Annotated in this window: 20 protein-coding genes; 8 read left to right on the forward strand and 12 right to left on the reverse strand. The window is 71.7% G+C overall.

Translation table 11 applies throughout. From position 1 onward, the window contains the following. Window positions 1-25: 25 nt before the first annotated feature. Window positions 26-1,687 carry a Stk1 family PASTA domain-containing Ser/Thr kinase gene (locus tag IEZ17_RS12045; RefSeq protein WP_189299342.1) on the reverse strand — a complete coding sequence of 554 codons (1,662 nt, stop codon included), beginning with the start codon at window positions 1,685-1,687 and terminating at the stop codon, window positions 26-28. A gap of 313 nt (window positions 1,688-2,000) precedes the next feature. Here IEZ17_RS12045 and IEZ17_RS12050 point away from each other — a divergent pair, with 313 nt between their 5' ends. After that, complete coding sequence (locus tag IEZ17_RS12050; protein WP_189299344.1) at window positions 2,001-3,596, forward strand: protein kinase domain-containing protein; 1,596 nt, start codon at window positions 2,001-2,003, stop codon at window positions 3,594-3,596. Between the two features lie 29 nt (window positions 3,597-3,625). Here the strand turns inward: IEZ17_RS12050 and IEZ17_RS12055 are convergent, their stop codons facing one another. The 3 genes from IEZ17_RS12055 to IEZ17_RS12065 all read right to left on the reverse strand — a co-directional run bounded on the left by IEZ17_RS12055 (window position 3,626) and on the right by IEZ17_RS12065 (window position 5,925). Then, window positions 3,626-4,669: a phosphotransferase gene (locus tag IEZ17_RS12055; protein ID WP_189299346.1), complete on the reverse strand. Its 1,044-nt coding sequence runs from the start codon at window positions 4,667-4,669 to the stop codon at window positions 3,626-3,628. Between the two features lie 52 nt (window positions 4,670-4,721). Further along, window positions 4,722-5,138, reverse strand: a complete 417-nt coding sequence (locus IEZ17_RS12060) for a pyridoxamine 5'-phosphate oxidase family protein (RefSeq protein WP_189299348.1) — start codon at window positions 5,136-5,138, stop codon at window positions 4,722-4,724. Window positions 5,139-5,265: 127 nt separating this feature from the next. Beyond that, window positions 5,266-5,925: a response regulator gene (locus tag IEZ17_RS12065; protein ID WP_308427636.1), complete on the reverse strand. Its 660-nt coding sequence runs from the start codon at window positions 5,923-5,925 to the stop codon at window positions 5,266-5,268. Between the two features lie 325 nt (window positions 5,926-6,250). Here IEZ17_RS12065 and pdhA point away from each other — a divergent pair, with 325 nt between their 5' ends. From pdhA to IEZ17_RS12080, 3 genes are read left to right on the forward strand one after another with little or no spacing between them, the layout of a single operon-like run. Beyond that, entirely contained in the window at window positions 6,251-7,468 is a 1,218-nt protein-coding gene (gene pdhA / locus IEZ17_RS12070) for a pyruvate dehydrogenase (acetyl-transferring) E1 component subunit alpha (protein ID WP_189299352.1), read from the forward strand. A 2-nt stretch (window positions 7,469-7,470) separates the two neighbouring features. Further along, a complete protein-coding gene (locus IEZ17_RS12075; RefSeq protein ID WP_189299354.1) occupies window positions 7,471-8,454 on the forward strand; it encodes an alpha-ketoacid dehydrogenase subunit beta in 984 nt (327 codons plus the stop codon). Between the two features lie 21 nt (window positions 8,455-8,475). Continuing rightward, a complete protein-coding gene (locus IEZ17_RS12080) occupies window positions 8,476-9,951 on the forward strand; it encodes a dihydrolipoamide acetyltransferase family protein (protein WP_189299356.1) in 1,476 nt (491 codons plus the stop codon). A gap of 88 nt (window positions 9,952-10,039) precedes the next feature. Here IEZ17_RS12080 and IEZ17_RS12085 read toward each other — a convergent pair whose 3' ends face one another. Continuing rightward, window positions 10,040-10,216, reverse strand: coding sequence for a hypothetical protein (locus IEZ17_RS12085; protein WP_189299358.1), 177 nt, complete (start codon window positions 10,214-10,216; stop codon window positions 10,040-10,042). Between the two features lie 205 nt (window positions 10,217-10,421). On the opposite strand from IEZ17_RS12085, the gene IEZ17_RS12090 reads away from it, so the two are divergent. From IEZ17_RS12090 to IEZ17_RS12100, 3 genes are all read left to right on the forward strand, one after another. Further along, window positions 10,422-11,282, forward strand: a complete 861-nt coding sequence (locus IEZ17_RS12090) for a GNAT family N-acetyltransferase (protein ID WP_189299360.1) — start codon at window positions 10,422-10,424, stop codon at window positions 11,280-11,282. Between the two features lie 137 nt (window positions 11,283-11,419). Further along, window positions 11,420-12,112 (forward strand): GntR family transcriptional regulator, encoded by a 693-nt coding sequence (locus tag IEZ17_RS12095; protein ID WP_189299362.1) that lies wholly within the window; start codon window positions 11,420-11,422, stop codon window positions 12,110-12,112. A gap of 89 nt (window positions 12,113-12,201) precedes the next feature. Beyond that, window positions 12,202-13,455, forward strand: a complete 1,254-nt coding sequence (locus tag IEZ17_RS12100) for an MFS transporter (protein ID WP_373299800.1) — start codon at window positions 12,202-12,204, stop codon at window positions 13,453-13,455. Between the two features lie 303 nt (window positions 13,456-13,758). Here the strand turns inward: IEZ17_RS12100 and IEZ17_RS12105 are convergent, their stop codons facing one another. Together IEZ17_RS12105 and IEZ17_RS12110 are read right to left on the reverse strand one after the other, a co-directional pair. Continuing rightward, the gene (locus tag IEZ17_RS12105) at window positions 13,759-14,583 is read right to left on the reverse strand and encodes a maleylpyruvate isomerase family mycothiol-dependent enzyme (protein ID WP_189299366.1); all 825 of its coding nucleotides are present in this window, start codon (window positions 14,581-14,583) and stop codon (window positions 13,759-13,761) included. Between the two features lie 242 nt (window positions 14,584-14,825). Continuing rightward, window positions 14,826-15,356, reverse strand: a complete 531-nt coding sequence (locus IEZ17_RS12110) for an LURP-one-related/scramblase family protein (RefSeq protein ID WP_189299368.1) — start codon at window positions 15,354-15,356, stop codon at window positions 14,826-14,828. Between the two features lie 64 nt (window positions 15,357-15,420). Here IEZ17_RS12110 and IEZ17_RS12115 point away from each other — a divergent pair, with 64 nt between their 5' ends. Further along, on the forward strand, window positions 15,421-17,247 hold the full coding sequence (locus tag IEZ17_RS12115) for an NHL domain-containing thioredoxin family protein (RefSeq protein WP_189299370.1): 1,827 nt from the start codon (window positions 15,421-15,423) through the stop codon (window positions 17,245-17,247). A gap of 52 nt (window positions 17,248-17,299) precedes the next feature. Here IEZ17_RS12115 and IEZ17_RS12120 read toward each other — a convergent pair whose 3' ends face one another. The 5 genes from IEZ17_RS12120 to IEZ17_RS12140 all read right to left on the reverse strand — a co-directional run bounded on the left by IEZ17_RS12120 (window position 17,300) and on the right by IEZ17_RS12140 (window position 23,320). Continuing rightward, on the reverse strand, window positions 17,300-17,920 hold the full coding sequence (locus tag IEZ17_RS12120; RefSeq protein WP_189299372.1) for a DUF4232 domain-containing protein: 621 nt from the start codon (window positions 17,918-17,920) through the stop codon (window positions 17,300-17,302). A 145-nt stretch (window positions 17,921-18,065) separates the two neighbouring features. Then, window positions 18,066-18,947 carry a helix-turn-helix domain-containing protein gene (locus IEZ17_RS12125; RefSeq protein ID WP_189299374.1) on the reverse strand — a complete coding sequence of 294 codons (882 nt, stop codon included), beginning with the start codon at window positions 18,945-18,947 and terminating at the stop codon, window positions 18,066-18,068. Window positions 18,948-19,105: 158 nt separating this feature from the next. After that, a complete protein-coding gene (locus IEZ17_RS12130) occupies window positions 19,106-20,008 on the reverse strand; it encodes a hypothetical protein (protein WP_189299376.1) in 903 nt (300 codons plus the stop codon). Window positions 20,009-20,361: 353 nt separating this feature from the next. Continuing rightward, entirely contained in the window at window positions 20,362-21,189 is an 828-nt protein-coding gene (locus tag IEZ17_RS12135) for a DUF4232 domain-containing protein (RefSeq protein WP_189299378.1), read from the reverse strand. 163 nt (window positions 21,190-21,352) lie between these two features. Further along, window positions 21,353-23,320 carry an AfsR/SARP family transcriptional regulator gene (locus IEZ17_RS12140; RefSeq protein ID WP_189299379.1) on the reverse strand — a complete coding sequence of 656 codons (1,968 nt, stop codon included), beginning with the start codon at window positions 23,318-23,320 and terminating at the stop codon, window positions 21,353-21,355.

Consider the following 23,320-nt stretch of genomic DNA (forward strand, 5'->3'; position numbering starts at 1 on the left):
CTCCGCCGTCTGCTGTCCGCTGCCGTCAGTTGCTGCGGCCGGTCGAGATGGTCAGCTGGATGGTGTCGCCGCTGTTCGGGTCCCACCAGCTGATGGCTGCCGGGGTCTGGTCCGTGACGGTGTTCTTGGCCCAGAGCGAGTCGTTCTCTTCCCTGACGACCTTGTACTTCCAGCCGGCCGCCTGGATGCACGCCTTGACCGAGTCCAGGTTCTTGTACTTGAAGGACGGGACGAGGATCTTGCCCTTGTCGCTGTAGCTCTTGGCCGGGCTGGTGCACTCGGACGCCAGGATCGTCGCCGTCTTGTCCTCGGGCCGGACGCTGTTGGTCGGCGACGGGGTGTAGGAGTACGGCGTGTACGACGACGACGGGGAGCCACCGCCGTCGTCACCCGAGCTGCCGGCGCTCAGGCCGATACCGATGGCTATCGCGGTGACCACGACCACGCCGACCACCGCCGCGACGATGATCACCGGGCTGTTGTTCTTCCGGGGCCGCGGGCCACCGGCCGACGGCATCGAGCCGGTCACCGGCGGCACCGGCGGCCCGGTGAACGGCGGCGGGGCCTGGAAACCGGCGTTGGCGAACGGCGCCGGGGTCGGCGCCGGCGTCGGGAAGGCGTTGTTCACCGGCGGCGGCGTCGAGGGACCGAAGGCCGCCTGCGTCGGCTGGTACGGCTGCTGGACGTTCGGCGGGACCGGGGTCTGCGGGGTGCCCGACGCGGTGGGGAACACCGCGGAGGACACCGACGAGCCGCTGGTGCGGGCGCGCGGGCCCTCGCTGATGATCAGCGGCGTCGCCCCGGACTGGGCGGACCCGGCGATCCGCAGGCACTCGTCCCGCATCGCCTCCGAGGTCGGGAACCGTTCGTTGGGGTTCTTCTTCAGCGCGCGGGCCACCAGCGCATCCACGGCCGGCGGCAGCGAGCGGTTGATGCTCGACGGGACCGGCGGCTCTTCCTGGACGTGGGCGTAGGCGATGGCCAGCGGGGAGTCCGCGTCGAACGGCAGCTGGCCCGTCAGCAGCTCGAAGAGCATGATGCCGACGGAGTAGAGGTCGGAGCGCGCGTCCACACCGCGGCCCAGTGCCTGCTCGGGCGAGAGGTACTGCGGGGTGCCGACGACCATGCCGGTCTGCGTCATGGACGTCACGCCGGACTGCATGGCGCGGGCGATACCGAAGTCCATGACCTTGACGACATTGCGCTTGGTCATCATGACGTTGCCCGGCTTGATGTCCCGGTGGACCAGGCCCATCTCATGGCTCGCCTCCAGCGCGGCGAGCACATCGGCGGTGATTTTCAGCGCCTTTTCCGTCGGCATCGCGCCGTGCTGGGCGATGTCGGTGTCCAGCACGGAGCGGAGCGGCTGCCCGGAGACGTACTCCATGATGATGTACGGCACCATGCCGCCGTCGAGCTCGTCCTCGCCGGAGTCGAAGACCGAGACGATGTTGGTGTGCGTGAGCTTCGCCACTGACTGGGCCTCGCGCCGGAAGCGTTCGCGGAACGCCTGCTCGCGGCCGAGTTCGGTGTGCAGGGTCTTGATTGCGACCTCGCGGTCCAGCACGCTGTCGTAGGCGAGGTGAACGGATGCCATGCCGCCGGCTCCGAGAAGATCACGAAGCTGGTAACGTCCACCGCCGACCGAACGGCCCTCGAATTGGCCCTGAGCGCCGTCCTGGCTCATGGTTCCGCTTCCCCCTAGGCGCACTGCCCATATGTGTGGCAATCAAAATCTGGAATTCCGCAGCCAAGTCTGCCCCAGGCCGCGGACACGTCAAGCTGTGTGCCCGTTCCGTGACCAGATGTGCAAGATCCGATCACGGGTAGGAGAGGTTTCGGCCTTCCGGTCACCCCTGGTGAACTTGCCACACTTGGTGGGTGGAGGGTTTGATGGCCGGTCCACGACGGACCGGTGGGTGCCGAGGAACCTGTAGCGTGCTCTAGCGAAGACCGAGACCTTACCGCTGTAACGCGGATCGATTCGACGGCGAGGACCGATGGCACCGACGCAGCGCCCCCAGGGGCCGTCCGATCCTGACGCCACCGGCTCCAATGTCCCGGACGCACCGGAGATGTGGGGTAACGGCGGACTGGTCGGCGACGGCCGCTACCGGCTGACGCGCCGGCTGGGCCGCGGCGGCATGGCGGAGGTGTTCGCGGCCGAGGACGTACGGCTGGGCCGGACCGTCGCCGTCAAGCTGCTGCGCGCCGATCTCGCCGAGGACCCGGTGTCCAAGGCGCGCTTCACGCGTGAGGCGCAGTCCGTGGCCGGGCTGAACCACCACGCGGTCGTCGCGGTCTACGACTCCGGTGAGGACTTCGTCGGCGGCAACACCGTGCCGTACATCGTGATGGAGCTGGTCGAGGGCCACACCATCCGCGATCTGCTGCTCAATGCGGACGCCCCGCCGCCGGACCAGGCGCTGATCATCGTCTCCGGCGTCCTGGAAGCGCTGGCCTACAGCCACCAGCACGGCATCGTGCACCGCGACATCAAGCCCGCGAACGTGATCATCACGAACAGCGGCGCCGTGAAGGTCATGGACTTCGGCATCGCTCGTGCGCTGCACGGTGCGCAGTCGACCATGACCCAGACCGGCATGGTCATGGGCACGCCCCAGTACCTCTCCCCGGAGCAGGCGCTCGGCAAGACCGTCGACACCCGCTCCGACCTGTACGCGACCGGCTGCCTGCTGTACGAACTCCTCGCGCTGCGGCCTCCGTTCACCGGTGAGACCCCGCTGTCGGTCGTCTACCAGCACGTCCAGGACATGCCGGTGCCGCCCTCCGAGGTCGCCGAGGCGGTGCCGCCGGAGCTGGACGGCCTGGTCATGCGGTCGCTGGCCAAGGACCCCGACGACCGCTTCCAGACCGCCGAGGAGATGCGCGGTCTGGTCCAGTACTCGCTCCAGATGCTGCACGAGCAGGGCGGCCACACCGGCACCTGGAACACCGGCCCGGTCGCGATGCACGACGGCGGTCACACCATGGCCCTCCGCGGTGGTGGCGGCGCCGGTGAGACCACGGCGCTGTCGCACCCGGACGCCGGCCGGACCGCGGCGCAGCCGATCGTCGCGCCCGGGATGCGGGACGACGAGGGCGGGCACCGGTCGGGCAAGGGCGGTCGCGGCAAGGTCTGGCTGATCGCGGTGCTCGCACTGATCGCCATCGCGGTGGGCGTGGCCTTCGCGATGCAGAACACCAGCGGCCAGAAGCGCAAGCACCAGCCCCCGGTGGTCCAGTCGCCGTCGGTGTCGCAGTCCGAGGAGTCCAGCGCGCCGCCGACGGACGAGCAGACCACCCACGAGACGTTCCCGGGCAGTTCGACCGGCGGCGGGAACACCTACACCCACCGGCCGAGCCACCGGCCCAGCGCCCCGCCGTCGTCCGAGCCGCCCAGCTCGGAGCCGCCGACCTCGGCACCGCCGAGCTCCGAGCCGCCGACCTCGGCGCCGCCCAGCACCACCACCGGCGGGACCACCAACGGTGGCACCACGAACGGCGGGACGACGAACGGCGGCACGACGAACGGCGGGACCGGCAACGGCGGGATCAACAACGGCGGTACGACGCTCGGTACGACCGGCGGCTGACCCGCCGCGGACGGGCTGACCCGCGTGGGTCAGCCCGTGAACGCCTTGCGTACGGCCGGGTATTCGCGGGTCCACCACACCGCGAGCGCCGCTGCCGCGGGGAACTGCGGATCGGTGCGGCGGTCGCCCAGCCGGTAGCGCCAGGTGAGCATCCAGAAGTCGTTCAGCCGCTCCCACCACACCCGGTGGACGGCCGCGGCCAGTTCGTCGGCATCGGCCCCGCAGACGGCCCGGTAGGCGCTCGCGTACGCCGCGACCTTGGCCAGGTCCAGGGTGCCGCAGGGGCGGACGAAGAAGATCGCGGCGGCGCGTACCGCTTCCTCGGCGCGTGGTTGGACGCCCAGCCGGTCCCAGTCGACGATCGCGGTCGGTTCCGTGCCGCGGTAGAGCACGTTCAGCGGATGGAAGTCGCCGTGAACCCAGCCCGCCGGGGGTTCCGCGCCGGCCGGCGGACGGCGGTGCGCCTGCCGGTCCAGCAGGGCCCGGCGTTCCAGGAGCCGGTGCTCGGCGAGCTCGTCGAAGCTGGTGCGGGGGCGGGCGCCGCGGGCCAGGGCCAGCAGTTCGTCGATGGTCTCGAAGGTGCGCTCGGGGTCGGCGGCGGCGTCCGTGCCGGGTGGCCGCGGCGGGGCCGGCTCGTCCGCCATGACCTGGGCCAGCGCGGTGTGGACGAGGCCGAGCAGGGCGCCGAGCCGGCGGGATTGGGCGGCGGTCAGCGCGGTGCCGCCCAGGTGCCGGCCCTCGATCCAGGGGTGCAGGGCGTAGCAGCGGCCGTCCAGGACGGTGACGGTGCCGCCGTCCGCGTCGGCGACCGGCGGGGCGACGGGCAGGCCGAGCCCGGCGAGCCGGCGGGAGGCGCGGTGCTGGCGGGTGAGGGCGGCGCGGTCGCCGTCGAGGTGGTGCTTGAGGAAGTAGCGCCCGCGGGTGGTGGCGAGGAAGTAGCCGTGGTTGAGCAGGCCCTCGGCGACGGGTTCGCAGGAGAGCGGCGCGCCGGCGCGGTCGTAGTGGCGCAGCAGGGATCCGAGGGTGTCACGGTCGGGCGTCGCCGCCGGCCGGACTACAGATGAGCGCAGCACGCGCCAGATGTTAGATCAACTACGCCCACTGGAGTGGGTATTCCGGAAAGCCTTACAGAGGGTGTGCATATCGGAAGACCGGTACGTCCGTGAGGTAATGCATCGTCACGAACTCCGGCTCGATCCGCAGGAAGACCGGGTCGAAGGGCGCCCCGTCGGCCAGCCGCGGGGTGCGGCCGAACAGCTCGCGCTCGGCGGGGGTCGGCAGGATGACCCGGGCGGTGCCGGTGAACTGCACGGACCAGGTGTCGGGTTCGCCGCTGTTGACGTTGTCGGCCTCGTACGCGACGACGCTGCCGTCCAGGGCCTGGTGGTAGCCGTAGCCGCGGTGCAGCCGCAGGATCAGCCGGCCGTCGACGACGATGTGCCGGGTGACGGTGGTGAAGGGGAGCGCCCGACGGCTGGCCGATACGCGCCCGTAGGGGGTGCGGCTGAGCAGCTCGATGGAACGGAAGTCGTCGGTGGGCATGGTTCCACCCTGCCCGCCGGGCGCGTCGGTGGGTAGGGGCGGCAGCCCCGGAGCCGTGGGACGTTGGTCCTTTTCCCCGGACGCGGTCTCGCCGGTGCCGCGGCCGTGGCCTGCGCTCAGGGCCTGGTCAGCGCCGTTCGGCCTGCATGCGGGCGACATAGGCGGCGGCCTGGGAGCGGCGTTCCATGCCGAGCTTGGACAGCAGGCTGGAAACGTAATTCTTGATCGTTTTCTCGGCGAGATGGAGCCGTTCGCCGATTGCGCGATTGGTCAGGCCCTCGCCGATGAGATCGAGGATCTTGCGTTCCTGCTCGGTGAGATTCGCCAGCCGGTCGTCGCCTTTCGCGGTGTTCCCGTCGCGCAGCCGTTCCAGGACGCGGGCGGTGGCCACCGGATCGAGCAGCGACTTTCCGGCTGCCACGTCGCGGACCGCGGAGAGGAGTTCGCTGCCCCGAATGGCCTTGAGGACATATCCGGACGCACCGGCCATGATCGCATCGAAAAGCGCCTCGTCATCGGCGAACGAGGTGAGCATCAGGCATTTGATGTCCTCGTTCTGGGCGCGGATCTCACGGCAGACCTCGACGCCGCTGCCGTCCGGGAGCCGGACGTCGAGCACCGCCACGTCCGGACGCGTCGCCGGGATCCTGACCAGCGCGTCTGCGGCCGTGCCGGCCTCGCCGACGACCTCGATGTCCTCCTCGACCGACAGCATTTCGTGGACGCCCCGCCGGACCACTTCGTGGTCATCGAGCAGGAAAACCGTGATTTTTCCGTCTTCGCGCACCTTCCCAGTCTCACACATCAACCCTTCCCGTGCTCCAGGTCACCGATATAACGTGCCGTTGTCCCGGTGGCCTGCAACGCTGTGACCAGGAGTTGTTACCGGCCTTCGCGATTTACTTGGAAATCCAAGCAAAATCGCAGGTCAGAGCGGTTTCCACTTACCCATTGGCAATGGGTAACGTGCAATGAGCAGGCCACTCCGGGCGCTTTGTTCCACCCGGATCCGGCCGCGTTCGCACACACCCCGTGCGCCGTATCGGATACCGGGTGAGCCGCAATACGGCCACCGGCGGACCCCGGGGGCCGGACAGACGGAGGAGCAGCACGTGACCGTGGAAGGCACTGCCGAGCGGAAAACCGCCCGCGGCGGCAGCAAGCGCACCACCGCCAAAAAGGCGACGCCGACGAACAAGGCGCCGCAGTCCAAGGCCGGGAACAGCGGCCGTGCGGACCAGGCGGAGCAGGACCAGCTCGTACAACTGCTGACCCCGGAAGGGAAGCGGGTCGAGCACCCGGATTACGCGATCGATCTTTCTCCCGAGGAACTGCGCGGGCTGTACCGCGACATGGTGCTGACGCGGTGCTTCGACGCCGAGGCGACCACGCTCCAGCGCCAGGGAGAACTGGGCCTGTGGGCCTCGCTGCTGGGCCAGGAGGCCGCCCAGATCGGCTCCGGCCGGGCGCTGCGCGACGACGACTATGTCTTCCCGACCTACCGCGAGCACGGTGTGGCCTGGTGCCGTGGCGTCGACCCGACGAACCTGCTGGGAATGTTCCGGGGTGTCAATCACGGCGGTTGGGACCCCAACAGCAACAACTTCCACCTCTACACCATCGTGATCGGTTCGCAGACGCTGCACGCGACCGGCTATGCGATGGGCGTGCAGAAGGACGGCGCGGATTCCGCGGTCATCGCGTATTTCGGTGACGGCGCCTCCAGCCAGGGCGATGTCGCCGAATCCTTCACTTTCTCCGCGGTCTACAACGCTCCGGTCGTCTTCTTCTGCCAGAACAACCAGTGGGCGATTTCCGAGCCCACCGAGAAGCAGACCCGGGTGCCGCTCTACCAGCGCGCCCGCGGCTTCGGCTTCCCCGGCGTACGGGTCGACGGCAATGACGTACTGGCCTGCCTGGCGGTGACCAAGGCGGCACTGGAGCGGGCCCGCACCGGCCAGGGCCCCATGCTCATCGAGGCGTTCACCTACCGGATGGGTGCGCACACCACCTCCGACGACCCGACGAAGTACCGGGCCCACGAGGAGACGCTGGCGTGGGAGGCCAAGGACCCGATCCTGCGGCTGCGGACGTATCTGGAGTCCGAGGGCTTCGTCGACGAGGCGTACCTCGCCGCGATCGACGAGGAGAGCGAGGCCCTGGGCAAGCGGGTCCGCGATGTCGTACGGGCGATGCCCGACCCGGACACCATGGCGATCTTCGAGAACGTCTATGCCGACGGGCATGCGCTCGTCGATGAGGAGCGCGCGCAGTTCGCCGCGTACCAGGCGTCGTTCGCCGACGCCGATGCCATCGCGGAGGGGAACTGACCATGGCCGTCTTCGAGAAGATCACCATCGCCAAGGCGATCAACGCCTCGCTGCGTGCCTCCATGGAGGCCGACCCCAAGGTCCTCGTCATGGGCGAGGACGTCGGCAAGCTCGGCGGCGTCTTCCGCGTCACCGACGGCCTCCAGAAGGACTTCGGCGAGGAGCGGGTGATCGACACCCCGCTCGCCGAGTCCGGCATCATCGGCACCGCGATCGGCCTGGCCCTGCGCGGCTACCGCCCCGTTGCCGAGATCCAGTTCGACGGCTTCGTCTTCCCCGCCTACGACCAGATCGTCACCCAGCTCGCGAAGATGCACGCGAGGGCGCTCGGCAAGGTCAAGGTGCCGGTCGTCATCCGCATCCCGTACGCGGGCGGCATCGGCGCGGTCGAGCACCACTCCGAGTCCCCCGAGGCGCTGTTCGCGCATGTCGCGGGCCTCAAGGTGGTCTCCCCCTCGAACGCCTCCGACGCCTACTGGATGCTCCAGCAGGCCATCGCCGGCGACGACCCGGTCATCTACTTCGAGCCCAAGCGCCGCTACCACGACAAGTCGCGGCTGGACACCGAGTCGATCCCGGACCCGCTGCACAAGGCCCGGATCACCCGCACCGGCTCCGACCTCACCCTGGCCGCCTACGGTCCGATGGTGAAGGTCTGCGAGAACGTCGCCAACGTCGCGGCCGAGGAGGGCAAGTCGGTCGAGGTCGTCGACCTGCGCTCGATCTCCCCGATCGACTTCGACACCGTGCAGTCCTCGGTGGAGAAGACCGGCCGGCTGGTCGTGGTCCACGAGGCGCCGGTCTTCTTCGGCTCCGGTGCGGAGATCGCGGCCCGGATCACCGAGCGCTGCTTCTACCACCTGGAGGCACCGGTGCTGCGGGTCGGCGGCTTCCACGCCCCGTACCCGCCGTCCAGGCTGGAGGACGAGTACCTGCCGGGACTGGACCGGGTGCTTGACGCCGTTGACCGCGCGCTGGCGTACTGAGGGCTGAGGAGAGCCGTGACCATGACTACAGGAACCGCCGGCGCCGCGAACGCGCAGCGCATCCGCGAGTTCAAGATGCCCGACGTGGGCGAGGGGCTCACCGAGGCCGAGATCCTCAAGTGGTACGTCAAGCCCGGTGACACCGTCACCGACGGCCAGGTCGTCTGCGAGGTCGAGACCGCCAAGGCCGCCGTCGAACTGCCCATCCCCTACGACGGGGTGGTGCATGCGCTGAACTTCGACGAGGGCACCACCGTCGACGTCGGCACCGTGATCATCTCGGTCGACACCGACCCGGGCGCCGGGCCCGTCGCGGGGCAGCCGGGCGAGGCCGCCGCGCCCGCCGAGGAGGAGGCCGAGCCGCAGGGCCGGCAGGCCGTGCTGGTCGGCTACGGCGCTGCGCCGGCCTCGACCAAGCGCCGGGCGCGCAAGGTGCCGCCGGCCGTCCCGGCGCAGCCGGAGCCGGTGACCGCCGGGCTCCAGGCGGAGCTGAACGGGCGGACCGCATCCGCTCCGGTGGCCACCCCCGTGGTCGTCCCGGAGGTGCCCGCGGTGCCGGCCGCTCCTGCGCCGTCCGCCGACCGTCCGCTGGCCAAACCGCCGGTCCGGAAGCTCGCCAAGGACCTCGGCATCGATCTGGCGACGGTGGTCCCGACCGGCGCGGGCGGGATCATCACCCGCGACGACGTGTACGCGGCGGCCACTGCCGCCGCGGCTCCGCCGGCCGCGGTGCCCGTCGTCGCCGAGGTGAGCGCACCGGCCGCGGCGGCGCCCGCCGGGACCTTCGACGCGGCGGCCCGCGAGCGCCGGGTGCCGGTCAAGGGCGTGCGCAAGGCCACCGCTCAGGCGATGGTCGCCAGCGCCTTCACCGCGCCGCATGTCACGGAGTTCATCACCGTCGACGTGACCCGCACGATGAAGCTCGTCCAGGAGCTGAAGCAGGACCCGGACATGGCCGGGCTGCGCGTCAATCCGCTGCTGCTGGTCGCCAAGGCGTTCCTGGTCGCGCTCAAGCGCCACCCGGAGGTCAACGCGGCCTGGGACGAGGCGAATCAGGAGATCGTCTACAAGGACTACGTCAACCTCGGGATCGCGGCGGCCACGCCGCGCGGGCTGATCGTCCCCAACATCAAGGACGCGGGCGCCAAGACGCTCCCCCAACTCGCCGCGGAACTGGGCGAGCTGGTGGCGACCGCCCGCGAGGGCAAGACCTCTCCGGCGGCGATGTCCGGCGGTACGGTCACCATCACCAACGTCGGCGTCTTCGGCGTCGACACCGGTACGCCGATCCTCAACCCGGGGGAGTCGGCGATCCTCGCCTTCGGTGCGGTCAAGCTCCAGCCGTGGGTGCACAAGGGCGAGGTCAAGCCGCGCCATGTCACCACCCTCGCGCTGTCCTTCGATCACCGGTTGATCGACGGCGAGTTGGGCTCCAAGCTCCTCGCGGACATCGCGGCGATTCTGGAGCGGCCCAAGCGGTTGATCACCTGGGGCTGAGCCGGCGGAGCCCATAGCGGCATCAGGGGCGGTGTTCCACGTGAAACGGTCGGCGCGTTTCACGTGAAACACCGCCCCCGGCCATTGCTCAGCCCCGGATGATCTCCACAGCGCGACCGAAGTGCGCCACGGGCCCCGTCGGGGCGGACGGATCGGCCTGTGCGGCGCCGCGGGTCAGTGCGGTGCCTGCCCACAGGGCGGCGACGATCAAGGCCAGTACGACGGCGTTCCGGGCGCGGCGGCCGGTGTTCGTGCTGGGCTGCATGGTCAACTCCCCTTGTCCTGCGGAGCCGCATCGACTCCATGCCTCCATTCACCCACGGCATCCCGGCCCGTCCGTACGCGCCAGGTACGGACTCTCGTCAGCCTTGAGTCGGACCGGCGGTCCTCCTGGAGACCCCCTTCCGGCCGGGGCGCGGTCGGCCGGAAAGGGTTTGCCGCCGTTGGCCGGGCTGCCTACGGTCGGCGAAATGAGCAGTCAAACGATCATCCGGCGCTATCGGCCCGCCGACCAGGACGCGGCGACCGACCTGTGGTCCCGGGCTTCACGGCAGGCGCATCCGTTCATCGAGGGGGAGGGCGGGGGCGAGCGGGCCCGCCTCCTCCGTGAGGTGCATCTCGTCGAGGCCGAGAACTGGGTCGCCGAGCGCGACGGCACCGTGATCGGGCTGCTCGGTCTGCTGGGCGGCGGGACCGGGAACGACGGGGGCGCCGAGGTCGGCGGGCTGTTCGTGGCGCCCGAGGCGCAAGGCGGCGGCACCGGGCGGGAGCTGCTGGAGCACGCGGCGGCGCGGTACGGCGCGCTGTCCCTGGAGGTCTTCGAGGAGAACGCCCGGGCCCGCCGCTTCTACGCGCACCTGGGCTTCACGGAGCGCGGGCAGCGGACCGACGAGCAGACCGGCCATCCGCTGATCGCCCTGGAGCGCCAGGCGCCGCTGAAGTCGGTGTCCTGGCTGCATGTCCGCGACGGCCGGCTGCTGAGCGTACGGACGCGGGGGAACGACACCTTCTACCTCCCGGGCGGCAAGTACGAGCCGGGCGAGACCGCCCGGGAGGCGCTGTCCCGTGAGCTCTCCGAGGAGCTCGGCCTGCGCATTCCCGTGGAGGAGCTGACGGAGGCGTTCGTCGTCCACGCCGTCGCGCACGGCAAGAACGGCCGGCGGCTGCACATGACCTGTTTCACCGGCGGGCCCCAGGACATCGCACCGGCTCCCGGCCGGGAGATCGCCGAGTACGCCTGGTTCGACCGCGAGGGGGCGCGGACGCGGTGCGCGCCCGCCCATGGCCAGGTGGTCGAAAGGCTGATCGCCCAGGGGCTGATGCACGGCTGAGGTGTGGGCGGCCGGTGCCCGTGCGCGGGCCCCGGCCGTTCCGCTCATAACGCTTCTACCAGGACAAACACCCTGTGGATTGTCCGTATCGCGGAATGGCGTGACGGTCGCATACCTGTTGTATCTATCCTGTGCGCATGCCGTCAGCGTCCACGCCCACCGCTCCCACAAGGGAGACCGGTCCCGTTCCCGCCAAGCAGCCCCCCGCCGCCGAGCGGGTCTACGCGCACATCAAGGACGCCGTTCTGGAGCGCCGCTACGAGGGCGGCATGCTGCTCACCGAAGGGGAGCTCGCCGACGCCGTGGGGGTGTCGCGGACCCCGGTGCGCGAGGCGCTGCTGCGGCTGGAGGTCGAGGGGCTGATCAAGCTCTACCCCAAGAAGGGCGCCCTGGTCCTGCCGGTCTCCGCGCAGGAGATCGCCGATGTCGTCGAGACCCGGCTGCTGGTGGAGAAGCACGCGGCGGCCAAGGCGGTGCCCGCGAGCGAGACGCTGATCGAGGAACTCGGCGCGCTGGTGGAGACCATGCGCGAACAGGCCGCGGCCGGCGATCTGGCCGCCGTCTCCGTCACCGACCGCGCCTTCCACGCCGCCATCGTGCGCAGCGCCGGCAACCAGATCCTGGACCGGCTCTACGAGCAACTGCGCGACCGGCAGCTGCGGATGGGCGTCGCGGTCATGCACGCCCACCCCGACCGGATCGCCAAGAACATCGCCGAGCACACGGAAATCCTCGAAGCGCTGCGCGCGGGCGACGCCGACGCGGCCACCGACGCCGTACAGCGGCACGTCAGCTGGGTCCGCAATCTCGCGCAGGGGGACGTGCGATGAATGAGAGTGCCGACACCTCCGCCGGCGGTGGCATAGGCGGAGGCGCCGCCCGGCTGCTGCCCTCGGACCCGCCCGGCGGCCGTAAGGCGATGGCGGTCTGGGGCATCGGCGTCGCGGTGTACTTCGTCGCGATCACCTATCGCACGAGCCTGGGCGTGGCCGGCCTGGACGCCGCGGAGCGCTTCCACATCAACGCCTCGGCGCTGTCCACCTTCTCGATCCTCCAACTGCTCGTGTACGCGGGCATGCAGATACCCGTCGGGCTGCTGGTCGACCGGTTCGGCGCCAAAAAGGTGCTGACCCTCGGCGTCGTCCTCTACACCGTCGCGCAGTTCGGCTTCGCGCTCTCCGCGTCGTACGCCATGGCGCTCGGCTCCCGCGCGCTGCTCGGCTGCGGTGACGCGATGACCTTCATCAGCGTGCTGCGGCTTGGCTCGCGGTGGTTCCCGGCCCGCCGCGGCCCGATGATCGCGCAGATCGCCGCGCTCGTCGGCATGGCGGGCAACCTGATCTCCACCCTCGTCCTGGCCCGGTTGCTGCACACCTTCGGCTGGACGACGACCTTCGCCGGCAGCGCGCTGGGCGGTATCGCCGTACTGGTCCTGCTGCTGCTCTTCCTCAAGGACCACCCCGAGGGCTTCGCGCCGCCGCCCGCGCCCGCCGAGCACAGCGGTGCCGTGTTCGTGCGCCGGCAGATCGCGGACGCCTGGCGCGAGCCGGGCACCCGGCTGGGGATGTGGGTGCACTTCACCACCCAGTTCCCCGCGATGGTCTTCCTGCTGCTGTGGGGGCTGCCGTTCCTCGTCGAGGCGCAGGGCCTCTCCCGCGGCACGGCCGGTGAACTGCTCACGCTCGTGGTGCTCTCCAACATGGGAGTGGGCCTGGTCTACGGGCAGGTCATCGCCCGCCACCACGCGGCCCGTACGCCGCTGGCCCTGAGCACCGTCGCCGCCACCGCCCTGCTGTGGACCCTCACCCTGTGCTGGCCGGCCGCCCACGCCCCGATGTGGCTGCTGGTCGTGCTCTGCGTGGTGCTGGGCGCCTGCGGTCCCGCCTCGATGATCGGCTTCGACTTCGCCCGGCCCGCCAACCCGCCGGAGCGCCAGGGGACCGCCTCCGGCATCGTCAACATGGGCGGCTTCACCGCCTCGATGACGACCCTGCTGGCCATCGGCGTCCTCCTGGACGCCACCGGCGACGACTACCGGATCGCCTTCTCCTCGGTCTTCGTGCTGGAGGCCATCGGCCTCTCGCAGATCCTGCGGCTGCGCCGGCGCGCGGCGCGGCGCGAGCGGGAGCGGCTGGTCGTTAGCAGGGTGGAGGCGGTTCACGTCCCCGCGTGACGGGCGCCGGTGCCGGTGTCGCCGTGCGCCGGTGCGCCCAGGAGCGCCGTCCGGGGATGCCCCATCTCCCGGAAGGCGGCGGGGAGTTGGCGGCCCGGGTGGGGAGTGGCTCCGGTTTCACGTGAAACCGCGCAGGCCGTTTCACGTGAAACGGATAACTCCCCGCTCGTCGTCCAGTCGACGGGCAGCAGCCTCGGCGCATTGAGGCTGTGCTCCGCGGGGCCACGGGTCCGCATGTCCGCGTCCAGGGGAACGCCCCGTCAGGACCACCCGTTCCCGCCGGGGCGTGCTGCCGGGGAGCCGCTACGGCGTCACCGCGAAGTTGTCGAGGATGGCCTGGGCCAGCTCGTGGTCTCCGTCGATCTTGATCTGCTCGGCGATGGCCGCCGGGCGGACCCGGCCGCAGGCCAGCCGGTGGAAGGTGTCCCAGTCCATGGCGAGCGTCACTGTCGGGCCGAGCGAGACACTGCCGTCGATCGTCGCCTTGCCGTCGGCGCCGACCCGCACCGTGCGCATGAACTCCACCGGGCCGGTGATGTCGAAGACAACGGCCGAATCAGCGGGCGCCTGCGCCCGCTTGGCGACGATGCCGGGCAGCACCCGCACCAGCAGATCGCGGGTCACCTGCGCGCCGGGGGAGTCGGCGTTGCCGGGCTTGCCGAGCGCCCGGCGCAGATCCTGCTCGTGCACCCAGACATCGAACGCTCGCTGCTCCAGCACGAATTCCAGCGTCCGGTCCTCGTCGAGCGGGCTGCGCACCACGGCGTCCGGCTGGCGGGACTCGTTGCGCAGCTGCCGGGACCGCCGGATGACGGTGTATTCGAGCTCGCTGAGCATCTCCGGTGCGGTGTGGTGCCGGCGGACGTCGACCTGGACCTCCATGCGGCGGGCCGACTCGCTCCGTACGTGGTAGAGGTCGCGCGGCAGTGTGTGGATCGGCCGCGGGTCGCCCAGCATCTCGCATTCCAGGCCGATGACGTGGGAGACGACATCGCGTACGGACCATCCTGGGAGGTCCGTCGCCCTGCTCCACTCCCCCTCGACGAGCGGCGTCACCAGCTCTGTTATCGCTTCTATGGAATGCGTCCAGGCATCGATGGAGGACTGAAGGCTGGGATGGACGGTCACGGGACCCCTCGGACGGTTCGTACGCGGGCTGCTGTCTGTGCAGTTAAGTTACTTTGCGCACGGGCACCCCGGCAGTGCTTTCGGGTGACCATCGTAGGTGGATGTTTGACGGGGGAGCCGTTCGAAAGCTTTGGCGGTGGTACTGTGCGCGGTTCGCCGATCCCGAACGGTACGGAACTGGCGAAATCGGTCAATTCCCTTCGGAGGTGGGCCGCTTGGCCGCACCCGCCCCGGCGGCCGGCTCAGTGGTCCCCGCGCTCCCGCTCGGCCATCCGGATCACGCATACCGCGATGGCGATCAGCAGCGGCGGATCGGCGTCCTCCCGTACGACATTGACCGCATAGGTGTCGCGTACGGTCAGCCAGCGCCGGGAGATCTCGGCGAGCAGTTCGCCGTCGTACTCGACCGCGAACTCCCGGTCCAGGATCTTGCCGCTGACGTCCAGCTCGGTGCCGTCGACCAGCTCCACGCGGTAGTGGTGGCGCAGCAGCGACAGCCGCTTGCGCCTGATCGTGGCCAGCGGTGCGTCGTCCCGCTCGATCGTCATCGCATCGCGCAGGCCGAGCATCTTCTTGCGGATGGTGATCAGGACCCGCCGCTCGGTGTCCTTGAGCTCGAAGGTCTCCCGCAGGCGCAGCGCCTTCCCGTCCACCAGGAAGGCGTGCCGACCGTGGTCGTCGTCGACCCAGTAGTCCTCGCCGATGCCGAAGATCCGGTCGTGCACGAAGTACTTGCGGGAGCGCGGGGAGTGCTCCCCGTGGGATTGCAGCATGGGTGACGTGTTCCCCCTGGCCCCTGCGGAATGCGGGCGCACCGGAGTGACGTTGAATGTCCACATGGCTTCACGTGCGCGCGTCCGGGCCCCCGAGCTGATCGGCAAGGGCGGCTGGCTCAACACCGGCGGAAATGATCTCACCCTCTCCGACCTGCGAGGACGCATTGTCATCCTCGATTTCTGGACCTTCTGCTGTGTGAACTGCCTGCATGTCCTGGACGAGCTGCGGGAGCTGGAGGAGCGGCACCGCGACTCGGTCGTGATCATCGGCGTGCACTCCCCGAAGTTCGTGCACGAGGCCGAGCACCAGGCGGTCGTGGACGCCGTCGAGCGGTACGGCGTCGAGCACCCGGTCCTCGACGACCCCGAGCTCGCGACCTGGAAGCAGTACGCGGTGCGGGCCTGGCCGACGCTCGTGGTGATCGACCCCGAGGGCTATGTGGTCGCCCAGCACGCGGGCGAGGGCCATGCGCACGCCATCGAGAAGCTCGTCGAGGAGCTGATCGCCGCGCACGGCGCGAAGGGCACGCTGCGGCGCGGCGACGGCCCGTACGTACCGCCGGAGCCGGTCGCCACCGACCTGCGCTTCCCCGGCAAGGCGGTGCGGCTGCCCGGCGGCACCTTCCTCGTCTCGGACACCACCCGGCATCAGCTGGTGGAGCTGGCGGCCGACGGCGAGCAGGTGCTGCGCCGTATCGGGAGCGGTGAGCGCGGGCTGGGCCCGGACTCCTTCAACGAGCCGCAGGGCCTGGCGCTGCTGCCCGACGGCACGGTCGCCGTCGCGGACACCGTCAACCACGCCGTCCGGGTCTTCGACCCCGAGAGCGGTGCGCTGGAGACGGTCGCCGGCACCGGCAGGCAGTGGTGGCAGGGCTCGCCGACCTCCGGGCCGGCCCGCGAGGTGGACCTCTCCTCGCCGTGGGACCTCGCCTGGTGGCAGGACCGGCTGTGGATCGCGATGGCCGGGGTGCACCAGCTGTGGACGTACGACCCGGCGGACGGCACGGTCGCGGTCGCGGCCGGCACGACCAACGAGGGGCTGGTGGACGGGCCCGCCGCGGAGGCGTGGTTCGCCCAGCCCTCCGGGCTCGCGGCGGCCGGCGACCGGCTGTGGATCGCCGATTCGGAGACCAGCGCGGTGCGCTGGATCGAGCGGGCGGCGAGCGCCGGCGACGGCGCTGCGGGGGACGGTTTCGTGGTCCGCACGGCTGTCGGCACCGGGCTCTTCGACTTCGGGCACCGCGACGGCGACGCCGCGCAGGCCCTGCTCCAGCACCCGCTGGGCGTCACCGCGCTGCCCGACGGCTCGGTCGCCGTCGCGGACACCTACAACCACGCGCTGCGCCGCTTCGACCCCGCGAGCGGCGAGGTGACGACGCTCGCGACCGATCTGCGCGAACCGTCCGCGGCGGTGCTCGCCGACGACGACATCGTGGTCGTGGAGTCCGCGCGGCACCGGCTGACCCGCCTGCGGCTCCCCGAGGAGGCGGTACGCGTCGAGGCGGTGGCCCACCGCACCCGGCGCACGGCCACCGACGTCGCCCCGGGCGGCCTCCGGCTGGACGTGGTCTTCCAGGCCCCCGCCGGCCAGAAGCTCGACACCCGCTACGGCCCCTCGACGCGGCTGCTGGTCAGCGCGACGCCGCCGGAGCTGCTCGCCGACGGTGCTGGTGCGGGCACCGATCTCGTGCGGGACCTGGTGCTGGCGGACGGTGTGACCGAGGGCGTGCTGCATGTCTCGGCGATGGCCGCGTCCTGCGACGACGCCCCGGACATCGAGTACCCGGCCTGCCATGTGCACCAGCAGGACTGGGGTGTTCCGGTCCGGATCACCGACGGCGGCGCGGCCCGGCTGGGGCTCGTCCTGGCGGGGCTGGACGCGGAGTAGCCCGGACAACGGCGTGGCCCCGGCCTAGGAGGCCAGGGCCCCGCGTGCCGGATCAGTTGCCGACGCCGGCTTCCAGCCTGGCTCCGGAGAGGCTGCTGTTCCAGTCGCTGACCTTGCTCCGGCCGACGGAGATGACGTCGCGCTTCTCGGCGAAGTCGAACGTCACCGGCGACCCGGTGGACCGCGCGAACCGGACGGCCACGTTCTCCTGCCGAGTGCCCAGAGCGGCGGGGGTGTTGGTCGGGATGACCGCGTAGGCGGTGTCGCGGGGGCGGAGGGTGACCTGGTGGCTCCACCCCTCCTTCACCGGCGGCAGCGGGGTCTTCGCCTGGTTGAAGGACAGCAGCGGCGCGCCGTACAGCGTGCAGCTCAATGTGCTGGAGGAGTTCCGGTACCGCACGGAGACATACCCCTTCGGCCCCGTCTGCTGGTTGAACTGCAAACGGGACGTGGAGAGGGAGCAGGACGTCGTACGACCGTTGCGACGGGCCGCGGCGCCCGCTCCCGCGCCCGCTCCCGCGCCCGCTGCCGCTCCGCCGACGATGCGGTGCTTGCTCTTGGAGGCCGAGGACGAGCTCTTGTGTGTTTTCGAGCTGTTGCAGCCGGTCAGGGCGAGCGAGCCGGCCAGTCCGAGGGCCAGCGCGGCGCAGGCGGTGGTGCGGCGTGCGGTCATGAGAGGTCCCCCCCGGGGAGTCACTGCGGTCAGGTATGGGTGTCTGTCATGGCGTCGCCACGCTATCCACCGGCGTCCACAGGGACCGGGCGGGTGCGCCGCCGGGCCGGTGTCCGTGCAGGTCGGACGGGGTACGGCCGGAAATTCACGATCCGTCCCGGCAGCGGGGCAGTGCCGCGTTCGCCAGCTGTTCCGGGCGGATCCGGATGCCCGGCATCCAGACCTGCCCGCCGCCGTGGTCGACCCGGAACCACACACTGCTGTGCCCGCCCATCTCGTCGGTGACGGTGACACCGTCGGCGCTCTCGCAGACGGCGTGCAGCACATCGCCGTGCCAGACATGGCCCACCACATTGGGCCGCAGATACGGCGCGTACGGATCACGGGCCAGCCCCAGCCCGCAGTAGTCGCTGCGGCTGTGCTGGCAGGCCCGTTCGACGTTGTTGACGGTGATCATGGCGGAGCCGCTTCCGGTCGACGCGCTCGATGCGGCCGGCGCCCGGCCGCCGCCCCCCGCCGGACCGCCGCCGTCCGGGGCGGTCAGCGCCAGGACGGCGAACGCGGCACCGGCCAGCACGGCGGCGGTGCCGAGCCCGGCGAGCAGCAGCCGCAGCCGGCGCCGGGCCGGTGCCGGGCCCTCCGGTTCCGTCCGGTGGTCGGGACCCGGCGCGGCCCCGTCGCCGGGCTCCGGTGCGGGCACCGGCGGCGCGTCCGCCGCCTCCTGGGCGCGGTGCAGCAGCTCCACCAGCGCGGGCATCCGGTCCTCACCGGTGAACGAGAGCTTGCACCACTGCACCAGCAGCCGCTCGTCGGGCAGGCTCTGGCCGCGCAGATAGCGCGAGAGGGACGACCGGCTGGCGGGCAGCCGTCCCGCCAACTCCTGAAGGCTGTAGCCCAGTTCGCCGTGCATCCGGCGCAGGGCGGCGACGAAGTCCCGTACGGGTCCGGAGAGTTCGGCGGGGAGCGGGGCCAGTGGCTTGCGGCGGACATGGGCGGCGTCGTTCTCATGGCCAGGCACGTCTCGCATTCCAGCACAGCGGACATGCGCGCGCGAGGGGCACTTCCGCTCCCCTGTGACGGAAGTGCCCCTCGTTACGCGATCCGGAACGCACCCGGATCGCTCTGTGAAGTGGCAACAGATTCCGTGCCCCGGATCCATCCCGGAACACGCCCCCCCACTACGGGTCAGTCGCCGAACTCCACGGGACGGTAGGGCTTGAACCGGGCGTCGCCGCCCGGCAGGCCGTAGGTCAGGCTCCGGTGGTCGGTGCCGTGGCCACCGCGCTGCTCGAATGCGGTGTACGAGGAGTGCGCGGCGTTGTTCCACTTCTCGAAGATCACGACATGCCGGTTGTTGTGGTCGCCGATCGCGTCGACGAGCAGGTCGCCGGCCTTCAGTTCGCCGAGCGGTATCGGCCGGGTGAGGCCGCGGTCGGTGGCCAGCCCCACGGTGTTGGTGCCCGGCGCCGGCAGCCCGAGCGCCATCGACACATAGCCCGAGCAGTCCTGGCGGTAGCCGTCCTTCCAGAACTCGGCCTGGCTGTACGGGACCTGGGCGCCGTTGTCGGCGGTCAGCCAGGTGGCGGCGCGCGCCAGCATCTCCTGGCGGCTGCGGCCGGGGTGCGGCGGCGGTGCGCCGTGGACCGGTATGCCCGGCAGCCGGTCCTGCGGGACGGCCACCGCGACCACGCTGAGGAACCCGCCGACCGGCCCGGTCAGATGCGCCATGTACGTCGAGCAGGCGCCGCCCTCGCACACCCGGTGGCCGGTGTCGACCTGGTAGTCGGCGGTGATCCGGTCCTGGCCCGCCGCGGTCTTGTTGATCATTCCGACCGCGGGGGAGACGGTGTCGGCCGTGGCGTGCACGATCCAACGGGCGCCCCAGGTCGGGAAACTTGCGGCGGCGGCCACTCTTCCCGGGGCCGCGGTCTCGCTGCCGTGCGCGGTCCCCGCGATCCCGGCGACGCCGATGCCGGCCGCGGCGACCGCGGGCAGCACTCTGCGCACCACGGTCCGGCGGATCGCGGATGCTGTGCCGTCCGCGGGGGTTGTGCCGCCCCCCGGGTACGTGGTGCCGTGCTCGTCCATGCCGGTTCCCCTCCGAATCGGTCCGGTCCGTATGGCCGGTTGCGGCGACGGAGACCATGGTGGGGCGGGCGCGCGTCGCGGTCCGCGGTTCCGCGTCCCATGGGACGTACCGCCCGCCGGGCAACGCTGTGACCTGCGAAGGCGCGGCGGGAGAGACGTCATTGCGGGACACCGGGCGGGCCGCGTGGGACATGACGGGACAGCCGCAGCCGGTCCGGAAGCCGCCCGGACACCGTGCGGGAGCCGCCCGGCCGGCCCTCGGCCCGGGGACAGACGAAGGGGCGCCCGCAGGGGGAGTCGCGGGCGCCCCGCTCAAGGGAGCGACGGATCGGCCTGCCAGGAGGCGGGCCGGCCTACCAGGAGGCCGCGTCGCTCGGGTCCGCCTGCCAGTACGACACCCGGGCGCTGTCGTCGATGTAGGCCGAGCCGCCCGGCAGCGCCACCTTCGCCGCACCGCCGACGCTGCCCTTGCCGTCACGGCCCGCGACCCAGACGGACAGCGAGGTGACCGTGCGGCCGTGCGCGCCGCCGTCGCCACCGGACGTCATCACCCCGGCATAGCCGGACCGGCCCGGCGCGAGGGTGACCACGGCCTGCGGCTTGCTGTCCGGCAGGTCCGGGACCGGCGACTGGGCGTCCTCGAACGCCAGGACCGGGGCGGCGTAGAGGTCGCAGGTGGTACCGGAGGTGTTGGTGGCCTCCAGCAGCAGATGGTTGATCGGCCGGGTCAGCGGCTTCGCCACGATGCGGATCCGGGAGGCGTCGCACGCGGTGTGCCCGGCGCCCCGCCCCCGGCCGGCGGTGGACCCGCCCGGCGCATGCGAGCCGCGCTGCCGGGCAGTGCCGGCCGAGCCGTCCGTCACGGTGGCGTTGCCGCCGCGGCCACCGGACGCATTACCCTTCGCGGCGCTCCCGCCGCCGCTCACCGAGGCGTTGGACTCCTCCGTGCCCTGCGTACCCTGCGTACCCTTCGTGCCGTTGGCCGCCGGGTCCTTGGCGTCCTGGGGCGCGGGGTTGAACGGCTTCGCGGCGCTGGTCTTCAGCGGGTCGTCCTGGCCGCCGCAGGCGGTGAGAGCGAGCGCGGCGACGGCGGTCAGTCCGGCCGCCGCGATCCGCACCGTACGGCGGCGGGCGGTGCGGGGCGTACGGGTGGTGCGGGCGTGGGCGTCGGTGTGCGGCATGTCGGTCTCCCCCGTGGGCAGCGCGCCGTACGGTGCGCTCTGCGGTGCGGCCGGGTGCGGTCCGGCCCGGCCCGGTCGTCCTGCGGTCTGTCCACAAGACTGCCGCCCGCCGCTGGCGTGCCGCTAACGCTTGCCTAACGGCCGCCGCCCGCCGCCACGGCGCTCAGCCGCCACCACCGCCGGAGCCCTCGCCCTGCCCGCTCCCCTCACCGCGCTCACCGCGCTCATCGCGCGCGAACAGCTGCGTCAGCGTGCTGATCGTGTAGACGTCGGTGGCCTCTTCGTCCACCAGATGCATCTCGGCGAGCCGCTCCAGGCCGTCCTGGGTGCGCTCCGGGTCGTAGCCGGCGAGCGCCGCCGCCACGGACGCGTTGAGATGGCCGTCCGCGCTGGTCGCCAGCGCGCTCAGCAGCCGGGCGTCATCCGCCGACAGCCGGGCGACGGACATCCGCAGCGCCGCGGCGATCCCGGTGTCCTCCGCCGACAGCAGCGCCAGCCGCCGCCGTTCGTCGCGCAGTGCCGCGGCCAGCCGGGCCAGCTTCCAGCGCGGCCGGGCGGTCAGCTGGGCGGCGGCGGCCCGCAGCGCCAGCGGCAGCCCGTCGCACAGCGCCACCAACTCCTCGGCGGCGGCCGGGTCTTCCGCGACCCGCTCCGGCCCGAGCATGGCGCCGAGCAGCGCCGCGCCCTCCTCGTGGCCGAGCACCTGGAGGCTCACCGGCCGGGCGCAGTCCGTGGCGACCAGGCCGTCGAGCCGGCTGCGGCTGGTGACGACCGTGGCGCAGTGCGGGCCGCCGGGCAGCAGCGGGCGCACCTGCGCCGAACTCCGGGCGTTGTCGAGGACGACCAGCAGCCGGCGGTGGGCGACCAGCGAACGGAACAGTGCCGAGGCGGCCTGCGCGGATCCGGGCACCCGCTCGGGCGGCGTGCCGAGCGCCAGCAGGAAGTCGCGCAGGATCTCGGCCGGCGCCGCCTCGTCGCCCTCGCCGAAACCGCGCAGATCGGCGAAGAGCTGCCCGTCGGGGAAGGCCCCGGCGTGCAGATGCGCCCACTGCACGGCGCAAGCGGTCTTGCCGACGCCGGCCGGCCCCGCGACCACCGCGAGCGGGCTCTCCCCCGTCGTACGGTCCGTCAACGCATCCGTCAGCGCGCCGAGTTGGCCCTCCCGGCCCAGGAAGCGGGCGGGCGGACGGGGCAGCAGCCGCGGTGCCGCTCCGGCCCGCCCGTCCCCGCGGCCCGTCCCCGTCGTCGTGGCCTCCGCGGGGGCCGCAGCGGCGCCGGCATCCCCGGTCGGCTGCTCCTCCTGCGCGTGTTTCACGTGAAACGACGACCCGCCCGCGGAACCGCTGTCGGCCCCGCCCGCGGGTGCCGCAGCCTTCCGGCCGCCATCCGCCGCCTCCGCGCGGAGAATCTCCTCGTACGCGTGGCGCAGCCGCTCGCCGGGATCCACGCCCAGCTCCTCGTTGAGCAGCCGCCGGGTGCGGTGGAACCACTCCAGCGCGTCGGACTGCCGCCCCGTACGGAACAGCGCCCGCATCAGCGCCGCGATCAGCCCTTCCCGCAACGGGTGGGTGACGGCCGCGGAGTAGAGGATCGCCGCGGCCTGTTCGTGCTCGCCGAGCGCGCCGTGGGCCCGCGCCAGCGTCTCGACGGCGGTCAGCCGGCGCTCCTCCAGCGCATGCGCGGCGGCGGCGAAGGGCGGGCTGCTGACCGTGCCGGTCAGCGCGGGGCCGCGCCACAGCCCCAGCGCCTCGCGCAGCAGCGACACGGCGTCGGCCGGTGCCGCCTCCGGGCGTGCCAGCGCCACCAGTTCACTGAAGCGGTGGGCGTCGATCAGTTGCTCCGGCAGCCGCAGCAGATAGGCGGAGCCGTGCGTGGCCAGCTCGATGCCGTACGTCTCCGCACCGCCTGCGGCCAGCGTCGCGCGCAGCCGCGAGACATGCCCCTGGACGACCGTCCGGGCGTGCTCAGGCGGCTCGTCCTCCCACAGGGAGTCGATCAACTGCTCCAGTGGGACGGTGGTGTTGGGCTGGAGCAGCAGCAGCGCCAGCACACTGCGCCGTTTGGCGGGCCCGAGCGACAGCTCCCCTGAGCCGGTCGTCACGGCGATCGGGCCGAGCAGTGAGAATTCCAA

It is taken from the genome of Streptomyces albospinus (assembly GCF_014648695.1).
GTDB lineage: Bacteria > Actinomycetota > Actinomycetes > Streptomycetales > Streptomycetaceae > Streptomyces > Streptomyces albospinus.